At 33.3% G+C, this 16,029-nt stretch carries 14 protein-coding genes, 1 tRNA gene and 2 pseudogenes; 10 read left to right on the top strand and 7 right to left on the bottom strand.

Annotation, left to right across the window (positions count from 1 at the left end; translation table 11 throughout):
* Positions 1–12 precede the first annotated feature (12 nt).
* Positions 13–87: transfer RNA gene (locus T478_RS06310), tRNA-Met, on the top strand.
* Positions 88–95: 8 nt separating this feature from the next.
* On the opposite strand, the gene T478_RS06305 is transcribed toward T478_RS06310, so the two are convergent.
* Positions 96–1,415, bottom strand: a complete 1,320-nt coding sequence (locus T478_RS06305; RefSeq protein ID WP_048106135.1) for a tRNA(Ile)(2)-agmatinylcytidine synthase — start codon at positions 1,413–1,415, stop codon at positions 96–98.
* 80 nt (positions 1,416–1,495) lie between these two features.
* Between T478_RS06305 and dph2 the strand changes: the two genes are divergently transcribed.
* Together dph2 and T478_RS06295 are read left to right on the top strand one after the other, a co-directional pair.
* Entirely contained in the window at positions 1,496–2,500 is a 1,005-nt protein-coding gene (dph2, locus tag T478_RS06300; protein WP_048106133.1) for a diphthamide biosynthesis enzyme Dph2, read from the top strand.
* A 3-nt stretch (positions 2,501–2,503) separates the two neighbouring features.
* A complete protein-coding gene (locus tag T478_RS06295; RefSeq protein WP_048106132.1) occupies positions 2,504–3,019 on the top strand; it encodes a hypothetical protein in 516 nt (171 codons plus the stop codon).
* Here the strand turns inward: T478_RS06295 and T478_RS06290 are convergent.
* Positions 3,016–4,236: a hypothetical protein gene (locus T478_RS06290; RefSeq protein WP_048106130.1), complete on the bottom strand. Its 1,221-nt coding sequence runs from the start codon at positions 4,234–4,236 to the stop codon at positions 3,016–3,018. The two genes, T478_RS06295 and T478_RS06290, sit on opposite strands and share 4 nt — an antisense overlap.
* A gap of 78 nt (positions 4,237–4,314) precedes the next feature.
* On the opposite strand from T478_RS06290, the gene T478_RS06285 reads away from it, so the two are divergent.
* Positions 4,315–4,857, top strand: a complete 543-nt coding sequence (locus T478_RS06285) for an exosome complex RNA-binding protein Csl4 (protein ID WP_048106127.1) — start codon at positions 4,315–4,317, stop codon at positions 4,855–4,857.
* Positions 4,858–4,864: 7 nt separating this feature from the next.
* The gene (pheA, locus tag T478_RS06280) at positions 4,865–5,689 is read left to right on the top strand and encodes a prephenate dehydratase (protein WP_048106125.1); all 825 of its coding nucleotides are present in this window, start codon (positions 4,865–4,867) and stop codon (positions 5,687–5,689) included.
* On the opposite strand, the gene T478_RS06275 is transcribed toward pheA, so the two are convergent.
* From T478_RS06275 to folP, 3 genes are read right to left on the bottom strand one after another with little or no spacing between them, the layout of a single operon-like run.
* Positions 5,686–6,156: a hypothetical protein gene (locus tag T478_RS06275; protein ID WP_048106122.1), complete on the bottom strand. Its 471-nt coding sequence runs from the start codon at positions 6,154–6,156 to the stop codon at positions 5,686–5,688. The genes pheA and T478_RS06275 overlap by 4 nt on opposite strands.
* 34 nt (positions 6,157–6,190) lie before the next feature.
* Entirely contained in the window at positions 6,191–7,627 is a 1,437-nt protein-coding gene (guaB, locus tag T478_RS06270; protein WP_048106119.1) for an IMP dehydrogenase, read from the bottom strand.
* 30 nt (positions 7,628–7,657) lie between these two features.
* Positions 7,658–8,536, bottom strand: coding sequence for a dihydropteroate synthase (gene folP, locus T478_RS06265; RefSeq protein WP_048107031.1), 879 nt, complete (start codon positions 8,534–8,536; stop codon positions 7,658–7,660).
* A 33-nt stretch (positions 8,537–8,569) separates the two neighbouring features.
* Here folP and T478_RS06260 point away from each other — a divergent pair, with 33 nt between their 5' ends.
* From T478_RS06260 to guaA, 3 genes are read left to right on the top strand one after another with little or no spacing between them, the layout of a single operon-like run.
* Positions 8,570–9,307 carry a 6-hydroxymethylpterin diphosphokinase MptE-like protein gene (locus tag T478_RS06260; protein ID WP_048106118.1) on the top strand — a complete coding sequence of 246 codons (738 nt, stop codon included), beginning with the start codon at positions 8,570–8,572 and terminating at the stop codon, positions 9,305–9,307.
* A gap of 36 nt (positions 9,308–9,343) precedes the next feature.
* On the top strand, positions 9,344–9,928 hold the full coding sequence (locus T478_RS06255) for a hypothetical protein (protein ID WP_048106116.1): 585 nt from the start codon (positions 9,344–9,346) through the stop codon (positions 9,926–9,928).
* A 3-nt stretch (positions 9,929–9,931) separates the two neighbouring features.
* The gene (gene guaA / locus T478_RS06250) at positions 9,932–11,455 is read left to right on the top strand and encodes a glutamine-hydrolyzing GMP synthase (RefSeq protein ID WP_048106114.1); all 1,524 of its coding nucleotides are present in this window, start codon (positions 9,932–9,934) and stop codon (positions 11,453–11,455) included.
* Position 11,456: 1 nt separating this feature from the next.
* Here the strand turns inward: guaA and T478_RS06245 are convergent, their stop codons facing one another.
* The gene (locus T478_RS06245) at positions 11,457–12,326 is read right to left on the bottom strand and encodes an ROK family protein (RefSeq protein ID WP_048106112.1); all 870 of its coding nucleotides are present in this window, start codon (positions 12,324–12,326) and stop codon (positions 11,457–11,459) included.
* A gap of 98 nt (positions 12,327–12,424) precedes the next feature.
* Positions 12,425–13,651: pseudogene (locus tag T478_RS06240) on the bottom strand (hypothetical protein); the annotation flags it as partial.
* 2 nt (positions 13,652–13,653) lie between these two features.
* Here T478_RS06240 and T478_RS06235 point away from each other — a divergent pair.
* A pseudogene (locus T478_RS06235) lies at positions 13,654–14,880 on the top strand (hypothetical protein); the annotation flags it as partial.
* 124 nt (positions 14,881–15,004) lie between these two features.
* Positions 15,005–16,000: an envelope protein gene (locus tag T478_RS06230; protein ID WP_082008744.1), complete on the top strand. Its 996-nt coding sequence runs from the start codon at positions 15,005–15,007 to the stop codon at positions 15,998–16,000.
* Positions 16,001–16,029: the final 29 nt, after the last annotated feature.

Below are 16,029 nucleotides of genomic sequence, written 5' to 3'. Positions count from 1 at the left end.
GGATTTTTGTTCAGCGGGGTGGGGAAGTCAGGTCATCCCGTCGGGCTCATAACCCGAAAATCAGTAGTTCAAATCTACTCCCCGCTATTATGATTTTAAAAATTATTGATCCATAATGAATTTGGATCGAATTTTTCATGTTTAGATATTTGTTTCATGCGTTGAACAGGTTTTGTGAGATGACGATGGGCCGAAGTATCTGGCACATAGATTTGTTCTTTAATAGAACGTGTAAAAAATTGGCGAATCTTATGAGGAGATGACTTTTTACATTTGACACATTGAAATCCTTGATTTTTCCCCTTTGATTTCATACTTTTTTTGCATTTTTTACAAAATGGATTTGTTAATTTTGATTTCTTTTCAAGTTTTAGAACCTGAATAAATTCAATATTTAAAATTCTAGGATGTGTTTTTGATGCTTTTCTAATTCCACCCCCCACTTTAATCATATCTCCAATGATCAATTCTTTTGCAATATTAGTAATTCGTGTTGGTTTATAGACTGCGCAATGAATTTTCACATTGTTTACAATCATTGAAAAAAATACATGCCCACCTTTGGTTACAATAGGTTTTGTAGATACAATACCATGTAAAGTTCCAGATGTATAGGGTAAAAAATTATTTACATCGATTTCATTTTTTAAATGATCACCAGTTCCTTGATTTGATTTAAAAATAAGATAACCAGCAAGTTTCTCTTTTGGTTTAATCATTTTTGATGCAGAAATTAATGTTGACGAGTCTTCTCCACGAACTCCATAAAAAACAGGATCAGGACCATGAGGCATTAACAATACTTTATTTTTCTTGGAATCAAAACTATTAAACGTATTAGGATATGTTTTTTCTTGCATTTCTTTGACTTTGGATTTATCAATTGAACGTTTTTTTCCAAATTGAGATGATTTACGATAAGAAAGTAATTCGTATGTTTGATCTTTAAAATTATAGCCTATGACACTAGTGGCTCCAACTAATCCTTGACCATTACCAAGATAAAAAAAATCAAAATTGTATTTCGAAAGAATTTTTTTTGCTTCATTTCTATGAATTAATTTCCACATTGCATCTGAACTAATTTTCAAAAATTCATCTGGAATGTTTTCAACTTGACAAAAAACCAGACCAGGATTTGCTCCATTTTTAACATCGGAATATTGTTTAACAAATTTTTTTACTAAATTTTTGATTTTTTCAGGATTGGAAGTAGAAATTTTAATTCCAACAGCACCGTTACCTCTAGTTTTCCATGGAATATTAGGATTGAATCTGACTAAATTTGGAAAATCAAGAAAATCTACATTTTCTTTTTTCAATCTGTTAATAATTTTGTAAGCTAAAAATGTAGTACACATGCCTTTAGGAGAATCTGTATCATCAATACCAATATGGAGTATTTGTTTAGACATACATTTACTACAAAATATAGGAATTTTAGTGATTTGCCAAAGAGTTTGGTTTAAATTCAAAATGACACTTTTCAGAACAAATGATAGTAATTGATGAAAAGAGGATTTTTGAGATAATTTCTCAAAGGAAGCCAGTTACAGTTGCTTTAAATGCACCAGATGGAATGTTACCACAAGTTCAAGAAACAGCAGTAAATATTACAAAAAAATTTGATATCCCTGCATTTGTTTTAGCAGATACTACATGGGGTACATGTGATCTTAATTCAAATGGTGCCAAAGTTTTAGGTGCAGAAATTTTATTCAATATTGGTCACACAAATAAATTAGAAACATTTCCAGGAGAACAAGATAATGTCATCATGATTGATGCTTTTGATAACGTACCTTTTGATGCGGTAATACCAAAAGCATTAGAAATTTTGAATGGAAAAACAATTTCATTAATTACAGATAGTCAACATCTTCATCAAGTTGAATCAGTTAAAAAACAACTAGAAGACGGAGGTGTTTTTGTAAAAATCGGTAAAGGAAAAGGTCAATTAAACGATGGGCAAGTTTTTGGATGTGAATTTTATCCTGCAATGGAAACAAAAGAAGAAGTAGATGCAAATTTATTTTTAGGACAAAGTAATTTTCATGCTGCAGGAGTTGCAATATCAACTAAAGTGAAAACCTACATTTTAGATCCTTATTTCAATGAAGTAAGAGATGTGACGAACTTTGCAGAAAAATTAGAAAAAAAGGCTACGCTGAAGATTTACAAAGCAATGGAAGCAAAAGTTTTTGGAGTAATTGTAGGTCTAAAAGAAGGTCAATTTGCAAAAGTTACAGCATTAAAATTCAAAAAAGAGCTTGAAGAGCGTGGAAAAGAAGTTCAATTGTTAGCATTAACAGACATTACTAGTGATAGACTGAAAAATTTCACAGGAATTGATGCATTTATTCAAGTTGCGTGCCCAAGAATTTCAACTGATAATGAATTTGACAAACCTATGCTATCAACACCACAAGCAAATGCATTATTAAAAATGCTCAATAATGAGAAATTAGATAATTATTTAGAGATACCACACTGGTTATAATATATGAAAAAAACAATACTTCTAATAATAATTGGATTATCATTTGTTTCAATTTTTTCAGTAAATATTGCTGCAGAGCCGTTAACATGGAATACGGATGAATTAATTAAAATCAAAGATTCAGAATACAAAGTTCAGGCATATAATATTCTAAGAAATTTGGATGGTGAATTAATTAGTGTCACAAAAACTGTTGCAACAAGTTATTTAGAAAAAGATGTTACGCATAATTTTGTGGATACGCTACCAATTGTGAAAACAGGAATTGTGAATGGAAAAAATGTTGAAATGCGTGAAATAACTGTCGAGTATAACTATGAGAAATGTTTGACACAAGTTTTTGAAGTTCCAGGGTATGATGAAGAATGTGCTTGGTATCATAGGGCATTTATTACTAGTTTGGGGGTACGTGATAATCTTGGAGAGAGATATGAAATTTTTAGAGGTTTACACCATTCGTATATAGTAAAACCATCAGATTCTGTTATAACTTATTGGACAATAATTCGTAGCGACTAATCTTCTTTTGAAAGAAAAACTCCAATTCCAATTGCCATTGCTACAATAAATGGAATGTATCGATAAGGCAATATGAAATAGAAATCGGTAACAAAAGAGATCAATGGTGCAGCAAGAATTGTGCCCATAATCAAAATTAAGACAGAATCAGCTTGTTTAACTCCCTTCAGAGATTTTATGAATAATCCAACTGTTAAAGGAACTACACACAAAATTGCAAGAGGATCAAGTTGCATATTATTTCCCCATCCAGTAAATCCATCATAAAATGCATTTACATCTAATTTAACAATATCATCATAGATTATACTTTTTCCACTTTCAAAAATCCAATATACTATTCCAATAACTGCACCGTAAGTTAAAAATAAGAAATATTTTGTTTTTCTAGGAATTTCTGCACGATAAATGAAAAATATATTCATCCAAAAATATGTTATGATAAATGCTTTTGTGAAAATAGCTAAAACAAAAGATACTGGTGAAGCAGACCACCATCTTTTTTGAATTGAATACAATGAAATGAGATAAAATAATACCCAAAAATTCTCATAAACAGCAATAGTATCGAAATCAGTAAAGGTGATACTTTGTAATAGAATAATCATTGACACCAAGCCAGCAAATCTTTTTTTTGCTATTTGTGTAGTTATTAATGCAGTGAATACTACAACAAGAATACTTCCAACAAAAGGTAATAATTTTATATTTTGAAGAAATTCCTGTGAAAAATCCAGAAGAATAATTCTAACATATCTAGTATTTTGTTCTGAAACGTAGATACTCCAATGATCAGTAGATGGCCAGATATCTAATGCCTGTTGTAATACTTTATAATCTGGCCACTGACGCATCTCATCGATAAATAATTCTTCAGAAGAGAATCCAATGTAGATAACTAAAATTATAATTGCAGTTATTATTGAAACTCGTTTTGAGGTTTCAAAATTTAAAATAAAATGTATTCCAGATTGAAAAAAAGATGGAAGTTTCTTTTTTTGATAAAGAAAGCCTATAATCAAAAAAGATGAAATAGATATGATAATTGATGGTAACCAAGAATTACTTTCAAATGGATCTAAATCGTTAGAAAATTCATATGTATTTGAAATGATCAAGGCTGGAAACATCACAGATAGGATACTTACTCCAATAACTCCGAGCGTGACTAGAAATACTGCATAAGATATCAATTTGCTAGATATTTGCTCACTCATATCACTGGTAAATTATAACTGGTTAATCAATTATGTGAGTCTAAAAACAAATAATAGTTAAAATTCTTGAGTATATCTATGAATGAAAATCAAAAAATTCCAGGCGAAAAAATTGCACAAATTGAAGAATATTTGCCAGGAGAAAATACATTTGAGGATAACGATTCTATTAGAGCAACAACAATTGGAGAAATTAATCTAGATTCTTCTGAAAGATTAGCATCAATAAATCGACAAAAACAGATTACAGTACCAAACGTAGGGGATGTAATCATAGGAGTTGTGGAGGCAAATTTACCATCAATGATTGCGATAATGATAAAATTTGTTAATGGAAAAAAAATGAATTCAGATTTGGAATGTATTTGTGTTACGAGACATATTAGGAAAAAAAATATCGCTTTAGCACAAGATGTTGTAAAAGCAAAGATAATCAGTCACATAAATGGAACAATACATGCAACTATAGATTCACCAGAATTAGGAGTATTATTCACAAAATGTAGAAAATGTTTTGGTACTGTTGTAAAAATGAGAGATGCAGTAAAGTGTAAGGATTGTGGATGGATTGATGATAGAAAATTATCTACCGAGTTTGGTAAAAGTGAATTTTTAATTTAAAATTAAGATGAAGAAAGTATCATATCAAGGCGTACAAGGAGCATATAGTCAAAGTGCAGCAAAAAAATTTTTTGGAGAAGAAATTGATACAATTGGAACAAGTTCATTTGAAGATGCATTAAAATCTGCTCAAAACGATAAAACATCATCTGATGTAAGTTATTCCATTTTACCTGTTGAGAATTCTATTGAAGGTACAGTTGGACAGAGCATTGATGAAATTGTTAAAACAAATCTACATGCAATAGGTGAAGTGTATCTTAAAGTGGAACATTGTTTAATTGGTAGAGGTGAATTGGACGATATAACAAAAGTGTATTCACACCCACAAGCATTAGGACAATGTAGTGATTTTATTGAAAATCATGGTTTGAAAACTGTTCCAACATATGACACAGCAGGAAGTGTTGAAATCATTAAAGACCTTGAAAATAATTGTGCAGCAATAGCAAGTAGTCTTGCTAGTAATTTGTATGATGTTCCTATAATCAAAGAAGGAATTGCAAATAATTCAAATAATTTCACGCGCTTTTTGATATTTTCAAAAGAGAAGACGAATGAAAGTAAAAATGATAAGACTTCAATTATTTTTTCAGTAAAACATGAACCAGGTGCATTATATCAAATATTGAAAGAATTTAATGATAATGATATTAATCTAACAAAAATTGAATCTAGACCAAATAAGAATACAAATTGGGAATACAATTTCTTTGTGGATTTTCTAGGTCATTCTTCAAATTCTAAAATAAAATCTGTACTAGACAATATTAGAAAAAATACAATATTTCTTAAAATAATTGGTTCATATCCAATTGCAGAATTAGATTAGAATCCTTTTGGTTTTCGGGCACTAAATCCTGCACTAAATCCAATTATTACAACTCCAGCAATAATTACTAAAATTGAATAAGTGAAGAATAACGGATCACGTTCTAGTTCAAATTTATAACTTTCAGTAAACTCTGAATCTCCAGTATTTTGGATTGTTATTATTGTTTGACCTGCAGTGATCGAAGTCCAAGAAAGGTTCGCTTTATTTTTAAAACTTGCATTAACATCATTACTTGAATCAGGAGTTGTAATTTTTACATCAAATGAATCTCCGGTTATAATCAATGATTGTGATGAGTTTGCAGGAGCATTGAAGTTAATTTTATCAAAATCGCCAATTCCAAATGTTGCAGTATCCTCTTGAATTTCATTTGGTGAATTTAATGAAGTGACCATTGAAGAAGCGCCTAAAATAGAAATTGCACTTCCAATTATAATTCCAATAATTGTGAATTTATTCAACATGAAAAAACTGGATTTTAAATCAATAAAAGATTAGCTATAGTACGTCAACATCATGAGGTTGGCTTTCTGCAAATCCAGCACGTGACATTTTTATAAATTCAGCATTAGTTTGCATTTGTTTAATATCATGACCACCACAATAACTCAAGCCAGAACGTATTCCACCAGTAATTTGAACGAGAATATCAATAACAGTTCCTTTGTATGGAACCATCGCCTCTACTCCTTCAGCAACATAGTCATTTAGATCATCCTCAGTATCGGCTTGCGTAACTTCCTTTGATTTTCTTCTTCGTGCTGCTCCTAGAGATGCCATTCCACTGTAAAACTTGTATCTTTTTCCATTCTTTGTGATTGTTGAACCAGGACTTTCATCAGTTCCGCCTAACATACTTCCTAACATAACAGATGATGCGCCAGCAGCTAATGCTTTAGTTGCATCACCTGATGTTCTTGTTCCACCGTCAGAAATAATTGGTATATCATATTTTTTACCAATTTCAGCACAATCCATTACAGCTGTTAATTGAGGCACACCAGAGCCGGTAATAACTCGTGTAATACAGATAGAACCAGAACCAACACCAACTTTAACTGCATCAACCCCAGCTTTAATCAAATCTTCAGTACCTTGAGCAGTTGCTACATTTCCAGCAATGAGTTCACAGTCAGGAAATGCTTTTTTAATATTTTTTACTGTACTGATTGCATTTTCACTGTGACCATGTGCAATATCAACTACAATTGCATCTGCACCAGCACCAAGTAACGCTTCAGTTCTATCTAAAAAGTCACCTTTTACTCCAACTGCAGCTCCAACAAGTGGTCGTCCTTTCTTATCCTTTGATGCATTTGGAAAATTTTCGATATTTAGAATATCCTGAGTAGTGTAAAGACCAACAATGTGATTTTTATCATTTACAAGAGGTAGTTTTTCAATTCTATGACTTTTTAGAATATCTTTTGCTTCATCTAAGGTTGTATTTTCATTTGAAGAGATTACATCTTTAGTCATTAATTCAGATACAGATTTTTTTGAATTGATTGATTCAAAAAGTACATCACGTTCAGTTAAGACACCAACAAGTTTAGAATCAGGATCGACTACTAGTAATCCAGATACTTCTTTTTCATTCATTAAATCAATAGCTTCTTCAATAGATTTTTCAGAAGATATTTGATACGGATTATCAATCATTACACTTCCAGAACGTTTGACTTTGAGAACTTGTTCAGCTTCTTCTTCTATTGTTAAAAATCTATGAATTATTCCAATTCCTCCTTGTCTAGCCATTGTTGTTGCCATAGTAGACTCTGTGACGGTATCCATGTTTGCACTAACTAAAGGAATATTGAGTTTAATATTTCGAGAAAGGTTTGTTGATAAATTGGTTTGTGAACGACTAGTTATATCTGAAAATTTGGGTACAAGGAGAACATCATCAAAAGTGAATCCTTCTCTTATTACCAAATGAACCTTTTACCAGAGAGAAAAAATCTGTTATAAGCCTTTCCTGGATTTTTGTGCGAAAGATTTTGTCATTTTGATAACATCTGAGGTGATTTTTGGATTATGAGTTCTAATTATAGATGCACCATTAATTATTGATAACATTTCAGCAATTGCGGTCCCAGTATTTCGTTCAGATGGATCTTCTTTTCCAAGTAATTTACCTAAAAAGGATTTATTGGAAATAGAAAGCAAAATAGGAAAAGTACTTTTTAGAAGTTTTAATTTTTTAATAATTTCAATATCTCTTTGAGCCCAATCAGATGTGATTTTTGTGTATGGAAGATTATTTTTAACATCTGAAGAACGTCTAAAAAATCCAATAGCTGGATCAACGACAATTTTATCTTTAGATATTTGAGCTTTTTTGGCAATCTTTATGCTTTGATTCAAAAGTTGTTTTGTTACAGATATTGGATTTCCTTTTACAAGTTTTTTACTGTATGAACATAAAATTAAAGATGGATTATATTTTTCTACAATTTTTGGCATATTCTTATCATACTTTAAACCAGAGATATCGTTAATCACATCAATACCCAATTCAAGTGCATCTTTTGCAACTGATGCCCTACAAGTATCAACAGAAATTGGAATGTTAGATAAATTTTGAATAATTTTGATTGTTTTTGTTATTCTTTCAGATTCGATTTTTTCAGATACAATTGTTTTTAGATATGGAGCGGTAGACATCCCTCCAATGTCAATAATATTAGCTCCATTTTCTTCCATATCACACAAATACTTTGATATTTCTGATTTTGTAGATTTTATAGATTTTTTATAAAATGATTCAGGACTAATGTTTAAGATTCCCATAATAGTAATTTGATTTTTTTTACCAACTACAATACTGCCTAATTTTGTCATATCATTTATGATAAGGTAATCTATTTGAGTCATATGACAATACGTGGATGGAAAACTCAATTCAAGGAAATTAGAAAGGAATTTGGGTATTTGGAAAAAGATGATTTGATTTCTGTGAAGAAATTAAATTCACTGTTAAAAGGAAAAAATTCAAAGAATCAATTTCAAAATATGATCCAAGGTAAAACAGTATTCATTATAGGTGCAGGGCCATCATTGACTAGATCATTAAAGTATATCAAAAAATCGAAAGATGTTACAAAGATTGTAGCTGATGGCGCAGTTAGAGCACTATTAGAAAAAAACATCAAACCAGATATTTTAGTGACTGATCTTGATGGTGACTTGAAAAGTATTGAAAAAATTGGTAAAACAAGAATTCCAATCATAGTTCATGCACACGGAGATAATTATGAAAAATTAGAAATTGTGAAAAAATTGAAAAATGTGATAGGAAGTACACAAACAAGTAAAATAGGGAAAAGTGAAAATTTTGGAGGATTTACAGATGGAGACAGATGTGTGTTTTTAGCAGAATATTTCAATGCAAGTAAAATTGTTTTAATTGGGATGGATTTTGGTCAGAAAATTGGAAAATATTCGAAACATAGAATTGTTGATCGTAGAATAAAGATAAAGAAATTAAAATTTGGCAAAAAGATTGTAGAGTGGATAGGAACTAAATCAAAAGCAGATTTGTTTTCAACAAACAGAATAAAAGGTTACAAAACAATTAGAATGGTTGACCTAGAGTGTATTGAAAACTTTTAGAATGCGTTTTAATACTGAATGAGTTTTCTAATAGTTATGCAATATACTGATGAGCAGATCCAAAAAATGTTGGAATTAAAAGAATCAATCATAGATAAAATGGCAAAACACCAAGATGAGCTAGATTTTCTGCAGAAGAATTTGGATGTATTAGATGTAGTTTTAAAAGGTTCCAGTTTTACTAAAGCCTCATCATTACCAAGATCAACTGAATCAATTACAAAAGAACCAGAAGAAGATAAAATTGAGGTTAAAGAAGAAAAATTAGAATCTATTCAAATTAAAAAAAATAAGGATGGAGAAGTTATTGCCAATGCATTTGTAACTCCTGAAAAAATTTCTATAATATTGAATGAAGGAATTGGTCTTACCGATGAAATACCACCATTAAGATCATTTTTCATTGAAAGAATAATTGGTGAGATGAAAAAAATTGATAGTACTGATGTCAAAAATGGAAAGATAGATGAGAATTCAGTTATTGATTGTATAATTAACAAAAATGGACCAGCAATCAGAGAAATAATTATTAAAAATTACAGACAAAAAGAAAGATTAGATGAGATAATCAATACCGCAACATGGTCACTCACAAGAATGTTAGAAAATTCAGTGAAATAGAAAATGGAAAAGATAGTTGTTTTAGATTTTGGCTCTCAGTATAGTCATTTAATTTGTAGAAGGATTAGAGAATTCTCAGTTTATGCCGAATTAGTACCATATGACATATCACCTGAAGAATTACAGAAAATGAACCCAAAAGGAATAATTTTTTCTGGTGGACCATCAAGTGTCTATAATGAAGATGCACCAAAACCAGATGAAGAATTATTTAATTTCGACCTACCGTTGTTAGGAATTTGTTATGGACATCAATTAATTGTAAATAAATTTGGAGGTAAAGTAAAACGTGCAAACAAAGAATATGGTTCATCTCTTCTTTCGATGGATAAAAATTCAGGATTACTAGACGGAATAGGGGAGTCAATTCGTGCATGGATGAGTCATGGAGACGAAGCAGAAGAAATTCCATCTAATTTTGAAGTTATAGGTCATACTGAAAATTCACATGCAGCTGCAATAGCAAATATAGATAGAACCGTATTTGGAATACAATTTCATCCAGAAGTAGTTCATACTGAACGCGGAACCGATATTTTGAAAAATTTTGTTTTGAATGTTTGTAAGGCAAAACAAGAATGGACAATGGAAGGTTTTGTGGAAAAAACGGTAAAAGAAATTTCAGAAATTGAAGGAAATGTGTTATGCGGAGTTAGTGGAGGTATAGATTCAACAGTGGCAGCATTACTAATACACAAAGCAATAGGAGATAGGCAAACAGGAGTTTTTGTAGATAATGGATTATTGAGATTGGATGAATCCAAAGAAATTGAAGATATGTTCAAAAATAATTTTTCATTAAATTTCCACAGAGTAGATTCAAGTGAGCAATTTCTTTCAAAATTAAAAGGAATAACGGACCCGGAACAGAAAAGAAAAATTGTTGGGGAAGAATTTATTCGAGTATTTACGGAATTTGCAAAACAGAAAGGACCATTCAAATGGTTAGCGCAAGGTACACTTTATCCAGATGTAATTGAAAGTGGCGTATCAAAAGGTCCTGCAGCTGTAATAAAATCTCATCACAATGTAGGAGGATTACCAGAATGGTTGAACCTCAAAATCTTAGAACCGTTAAGAGAATTGTATAAAGATGAAGTAAGAGATGTTGCTAGAATTTTGGGTGTTCCAGAAAAATTACTGAAGAGACACCCATTTCCGGGACCAGGATTATCTGTACGAATTATGGGAGAGATTACTCCTTCAAAGTTAGCAATCTGCAGAAAAGCAAGTAAAATTGTTGAAGAGGAACTATGGGATGCAGGAGTTTATGATAAGGTATGGCAAGCATATGCAGCTGTAGGAGATGATAAGGCAGTTGGAGTTGTCGGAGATGAACGTAAGTATGGTAGAATTGTTACAGTTAGGGTTGTAGATTCGATTGATGCAATGACTGCTGACTGGACTAGACTTCCAAATGGAGTTTTAGAAAAAATCAGTAACAGGATTACTAATGAAATTGATGAAGTTACATGGGTTTCTTATGTAATTTCAAGCAAACCGCCTGCTACCATTGAACCTCAATAAATTATAGCATACAAGCACCAAATACACCTGCTGAATCACCAAGCTCATTTTTTGTAATAGGTGTATCGACAATGTCGCTGAATACTTTTTCGTGAGTAGAATTTTTTCCTTCACTATAGAGAAAATCAATATTTGATACACCGCCGCCAAGAACTATCACATCTGGATCCAAAATATCAATAACATTTGCCAAGGATGAACCAAAGTCATCAAGAAATGATTTCTTCCAGTTAGGAAAGTTTGGATTATCTGAACTTTTGATGATTTCGGGTAAAGGTTGATTTTGACTAGTAAGCTCAGACCATTTTTTTTCTAGTGCAGGACCACTGATGTATGTCTCAACACATCCTTTGTTCCCACAATAACAGGTATTTCCTTCAGGATGAAGACAGTGATGCCCCCATTCTCCAGCAATGTTTGTTCGTCCATGATGAATTTTCCCATCTATTATGATACCACCACCAACTCCAGTTCCCATTATTATGCCAAACACAAGATTAGAGTTCCTACCTGCTCCTAATTTTGCTTCTGCCAACGCAAAACAATTGGCATCATTTTCTATAGACACATTGTAATGTAAGATATTTTTCAGGTCATTTTGAAGATCTTTACCAATTAGACATTGTGTATTACTATTTTTTATCAAACCTGAGCTAAGTGATAATGCACCAGGAGTGCAAACTCCTATGGAAACTTTGTTGTTGGATTCCTTAACAAGTTCTTGAATTAGATTTTTGATTGATTCTAAGATAGAGTTGTAACCCTCATCTTGATTTGTTGGAATACGTTTTCTTGTAATTGTTTTATAATTTTCATCAGTAAGTATTCCTTCAATTTTTGTTCCACCCAAGTCAACACCAATTCTATTCATGATAAATGAGGGATTTGGTATGTTTTGAGTTTGTCTATAACTTTCGTTAAGAGGTGTTCAAAAAAAAGAAAAAAAGGAAAGTTTGATGTCTAATTACCTTATACGACTCGGATGCTTACTGATACTGTATCAGATAGAGCAGTTGGATTATCTACGCTCTCCCATACAAAGACAGTTGCTTCGTATGAACCAGAGGCAGTTGGAATCCATGACAATGCTGGGCTAAATGATTGTCCAGCAGCCAGTTGACCAGTAATCCATGCTAGTGAGACAGTTACTCCATTGCCATCCTGAACCTGTACTAAGTATGCGAATGATTGATCTCTATCCTGACCGTTTACCAAGTCTGCTTCAATCTGTACTTGTTGATCTACTGATACCTCACTTAGTGAGTTACCGAATGAATCAACTACTCTTGCGTTTGCTGCTGGAGCACGCTCAAGAGGAGGTACAATTGTGCCGACAATGGCTGTGCCAGTGATATCGAGGTCATCGCTTCTAGTATATGGATCTGGAAGTGTATTATCCTCATATTCTGCGGTGATTGTGTCACCTTCTGCGACTCTGAGTCTGTGACCAGATGATTCGTCGTCTGCTGTAAATGATACAGTTCCTTCGAATATTCCAGTTGCCTCATTTGTCTCAGTGATCATTAAGGAAATACCGCCTGCGTCAGAATCTGACCAGACGTCAATTTCAAAGTTGTCCACGTTTTCTGGATCCCAGTTCATATCTGGGTCGACTACTCTTACTACACCATTACCGCCTGCAGGATAGCTTGATTCAAGCCATTGAACTTCACCTACGTTCCATCTGATTAATGCAGAGCCTACTACGACCTCATCCTCGTTGTACTCGTATGAGATTGTAACTCCGTCATCATCTTCGGCTTTAATTACACCATCGGTTGGTCCTGATCCACTTGCAGATGATACACCTGTAACATCATAACCGCTTGTACCAGTTGATGGGTCACCATCAGCGTCGTGTGAGAATCCTTTGAGGATAACTTCACCACTGAAGATGCCTGTATCAGTTCCAGTCTCTGCTAACTGATAGCTAGTGAGTTTCTGTGATCTGGTTTGTACGATTAATGGGTCGTCATCAGTATCACCAATCATGTCAACGAGTCCGCTGTCAAAGTTGTGATCTGGTGCGACGATAGTTACATAGATTTTATCAGTCCATGTGTATACTTTTTGGTCCATTTCGATAGTTGCACCGAAGTTAGATGTGTAAATGCTTAATCCAATGTCTGTGTATTCATCACCAACATAATTGGCGCCAGCTGGGGCCCAATCTGTGTATTCAAGATCGATGAGTTCATGAACTCATCGATCTTGAATACACAGATTGGGCCCCAGCTGGCGCCAATTATGTTGGTGATGAATACACAGACATTGGATTAAGCATTTACACATCTAACTTCGGTGCAACTATCGAAATGGACCAAAAAGTATACACATGGACTGATAAAATCTATGTAACTATCGTCGCACCAGATCACAACTTTGACAGCGGACTCGTTGACATGATTGGTGATACTGATGACGACCCATTAATCGTACAAACCAGATCACAGAAACTCACTAGCTATCAGTTAGCAGAGACTGGAACTGATACAGGCATCTTCAGTGGTGAAGTTATCCTCAAAGGATTCTCACACGACGCTGATGGTGACCCATCAACTGGTACAAGCGGTTATGATGTTACAGGTGTATCATCTGCAAGTGGATCAGGACCAACCGATGGTGTAATTAAAGCCGAAGATGATGACGGAGTTACAATCTCATACGAGTACAACGAGGATGAGGTCGTAGTAGGCTCTGCATTAATCAGATGGAACGTAGGTGAAGTTCAATGGCTTGAATCAAGCTATCCTGCAGGCGGTAATGGTGTAGTAAGAGTAGTCGACCCAGATATGAACTGGGATCCAGAAAACGTGGACAACTTTGAAATTGACGTCTGGTCAGATTCTGACGCAGGCGGTATTTCCTTAATGATCACTGAGACAAATGAGGCAACTGGAATATTCGAAGGAACTGTATCATTTACAGCAGACGACGAATCATCTGGTCACAGACTCAGAGTCGCAGAAGGTGACACAATCACCGCAGAATATGAGGATAATACACTTCCAGATCCATATACTAGAAGCGATGACCTCGATATCACTGGCACAGCCATTGTCGGCACAATTGTACCTCCTCTTGAGCGTGCTCCAGCAGCAAACGCAAGAGTAGTTGATTCATTCGGTAACTCACTAAGTGAGGTATCAGTAGATCAACAAGTACAGATTGAAGCAGACTTGGTAAACGGTCAGGATAGAGATCAATCATTCGCATACTTAGTACAGGTTCAGGATGGCAATGGAGTAACTGTCTCACTAGCATGGATTACTGGTCAACTGGCTGCTGGACAATCATTTAGCCCAGCATTGTCATGGATTCCAACTGCCTCTGGTTCATACGAAGCAACTGTCTTTGTATGGGAGAGCGTAGATAATCCAACTGCTCTATCTGATACAGTATCAGTAAGCATCCGAGTCGTATAAGGTAATTAGACATCAAACTTTCCTTTTTTTCTTTTTTTTGAACACCTCTTAACGAAAGTTATAGACAAAATTCTCAAACAAAATTTTCACAAGTAATATCTATTAGATTTTAGAAATTTAATTATTGAAATACAACGTAATATTCTTCTCAATTCTCTTGATTTCATTTACTCCTATGACACTTGCAAATGCTGAGGTATTCCAAGAAAGATTAGAAGGCACTCTGGATGTTTATACCAATCAATTGGTATTTGCTCCTGGTGAACCAATATTTGTACATGGCCAGGCTATGCCAAAAGAACCTATTATAATTCGATTATTTACTCCTGATGATACAATTGCAGAATTTGAACAATTAATGACTAGTGAAGATGGATCATTTCATCATTTTTTAATGGAATGGGATAAACCAACAACAAACCTTCCATATGGAACATACATTCTAGAAGTTATCTCTAACCAGCAAGGTGGAATATCAAAAATGATTGAAGTAAAATTTTCATCAACATCTGAATTTGTTCAAGTTCCAATTGAAAGAAATGTTAGTACCATTGTTTTTGCCCCTGAAACTGCCGCTGTTAGCAGAGACTTTCGTGTATTTGTACAAACATCTAGTGATGGTCTATTAATCGGTGATGATCCAAATCAAATACTCGGTACTTCTCACGTACATCTTCCTAACGGCCAAGTAGAAAATTTAGAAGATGATCTAAAAATATTACATCAAGGATTGTATTATGTAGATTATTTACCTGCACTAGAAGGAATCTATGTATTTCATATGGTGACTTTTGATGAAGGAAATATTTCGCATGGTTCTGGTGCTACAAATGTTTTAACTCAGGATATTAGTGGTATTTCTGCTCAAATTTTAGAATTAAATCAAATCTTAGATGAAACAAAAACTGAATTAGCAAATCTAAAAGAAGAAACTTCTACTTTTGGTTCATCATTATCTGATGCAAGTTCAAATCTAGATGATAGTGTGGTGTTGATATCTGACTCTGTTGGTAATATTGAAGAAGGTTCATCTCAACTTAATGCATTGCTATTTCCGATTGTTGCATCAATCGCAATTATACTTGCTTTACAAATTGTAATTATTGCTAGACGAAGATAAGCTATAATTATTCATGATACATATTTTTT

Source organism: Candidatus Nitrosopelagicus brevis, from assembly GCF_000812185.1.
Classification (GTDB): Archaea; Thermoproteota; Nitrososphaeria; order Nitrososphaerales; family Nitrosopumilaceae; genus Nitrosopelagicus; species Nitrosopelagicus brevis.
This window is presented reverse-complemented; position numbering and strand designations above follow the sequence as displayed.

Coding starts and splice junctions, on each gene's coding strand:
- guaA (WP_048106114.1), top strand. CDS start 9,932: ATGGAAAAGATAGTTGTTTTAGATTTTGGCTCTCAGTATAGTCATTTA.
- T478_RS06305 (WP_048106135.1), bottom strand. CDS start 1,415: ATGTCTAAACAAATACTCCATATTGGTATTGATGATACAGATTCTCCT.
- dph2 (WP_048106133.1), top strand. CDS start 1,496: ATGATAGTAATTGATGAAAAGAGGATTTTTGAGATAATTTCTCAAAGG.
- T478_RS06255 (WP_048106116.1), top strand. CDS start 9,344: ATGCAATATACTGATGAGCAGATCCAAAAAATGTTGGAATTAAAAGAA.
- T478_RS06260 (WP_048106118.1), top strand. CDS start 8,570: ATGACAATACGTGGATGGAAAACTCAATTCAAGGAAATTAGAAAGGAA.
- T478_RS06285 (WP_048106127.1), top strand. CDS start 4,315: ATGAATGAAAATCAAAAAATTCCAGGCGAAAAAATTGCACAAATTGAA.
- T478_RS06295 (WP_048106132.1), top strand. CDS start 2,504: ATGAAAAAAACAATACTTCTAATAATAATTGGATTATCATTTGTTTCA.
- folP (WP_048107031.1), bottom strand. CDS start 8,536: ATGACAAAATTAGGCAGTATTGTAGTTGGTAAAAAAAATCAAATTACT.
- T478_RS06290 (WP_048106130.1), bottom strand. CDS start 4,236: ATGAGTGAGCAAATATCTAGCAAATTGATATCTTATGCAGTATTTCTA.
- pheA (WP_048106125.1), top strand. CDS start 4,865: ATGAAGAAAGTATCATATCAAGGCGTACAAGGAGCATATAGTCAAAGT.
- T478_RS06245 (WP_048106112.1), bottom strand. CDS start 12,326: ATGAATAGAATTGGTGTTGACTTGGGTGGAACAAAAATTGAAGGAATA.
- T478_RS06275 (WP_048106122.1), bottom strand. CDS start 6,156: ATGTTGAATAAATTCACAATTATTGGAATTATAATTGGAAGTGCAATT.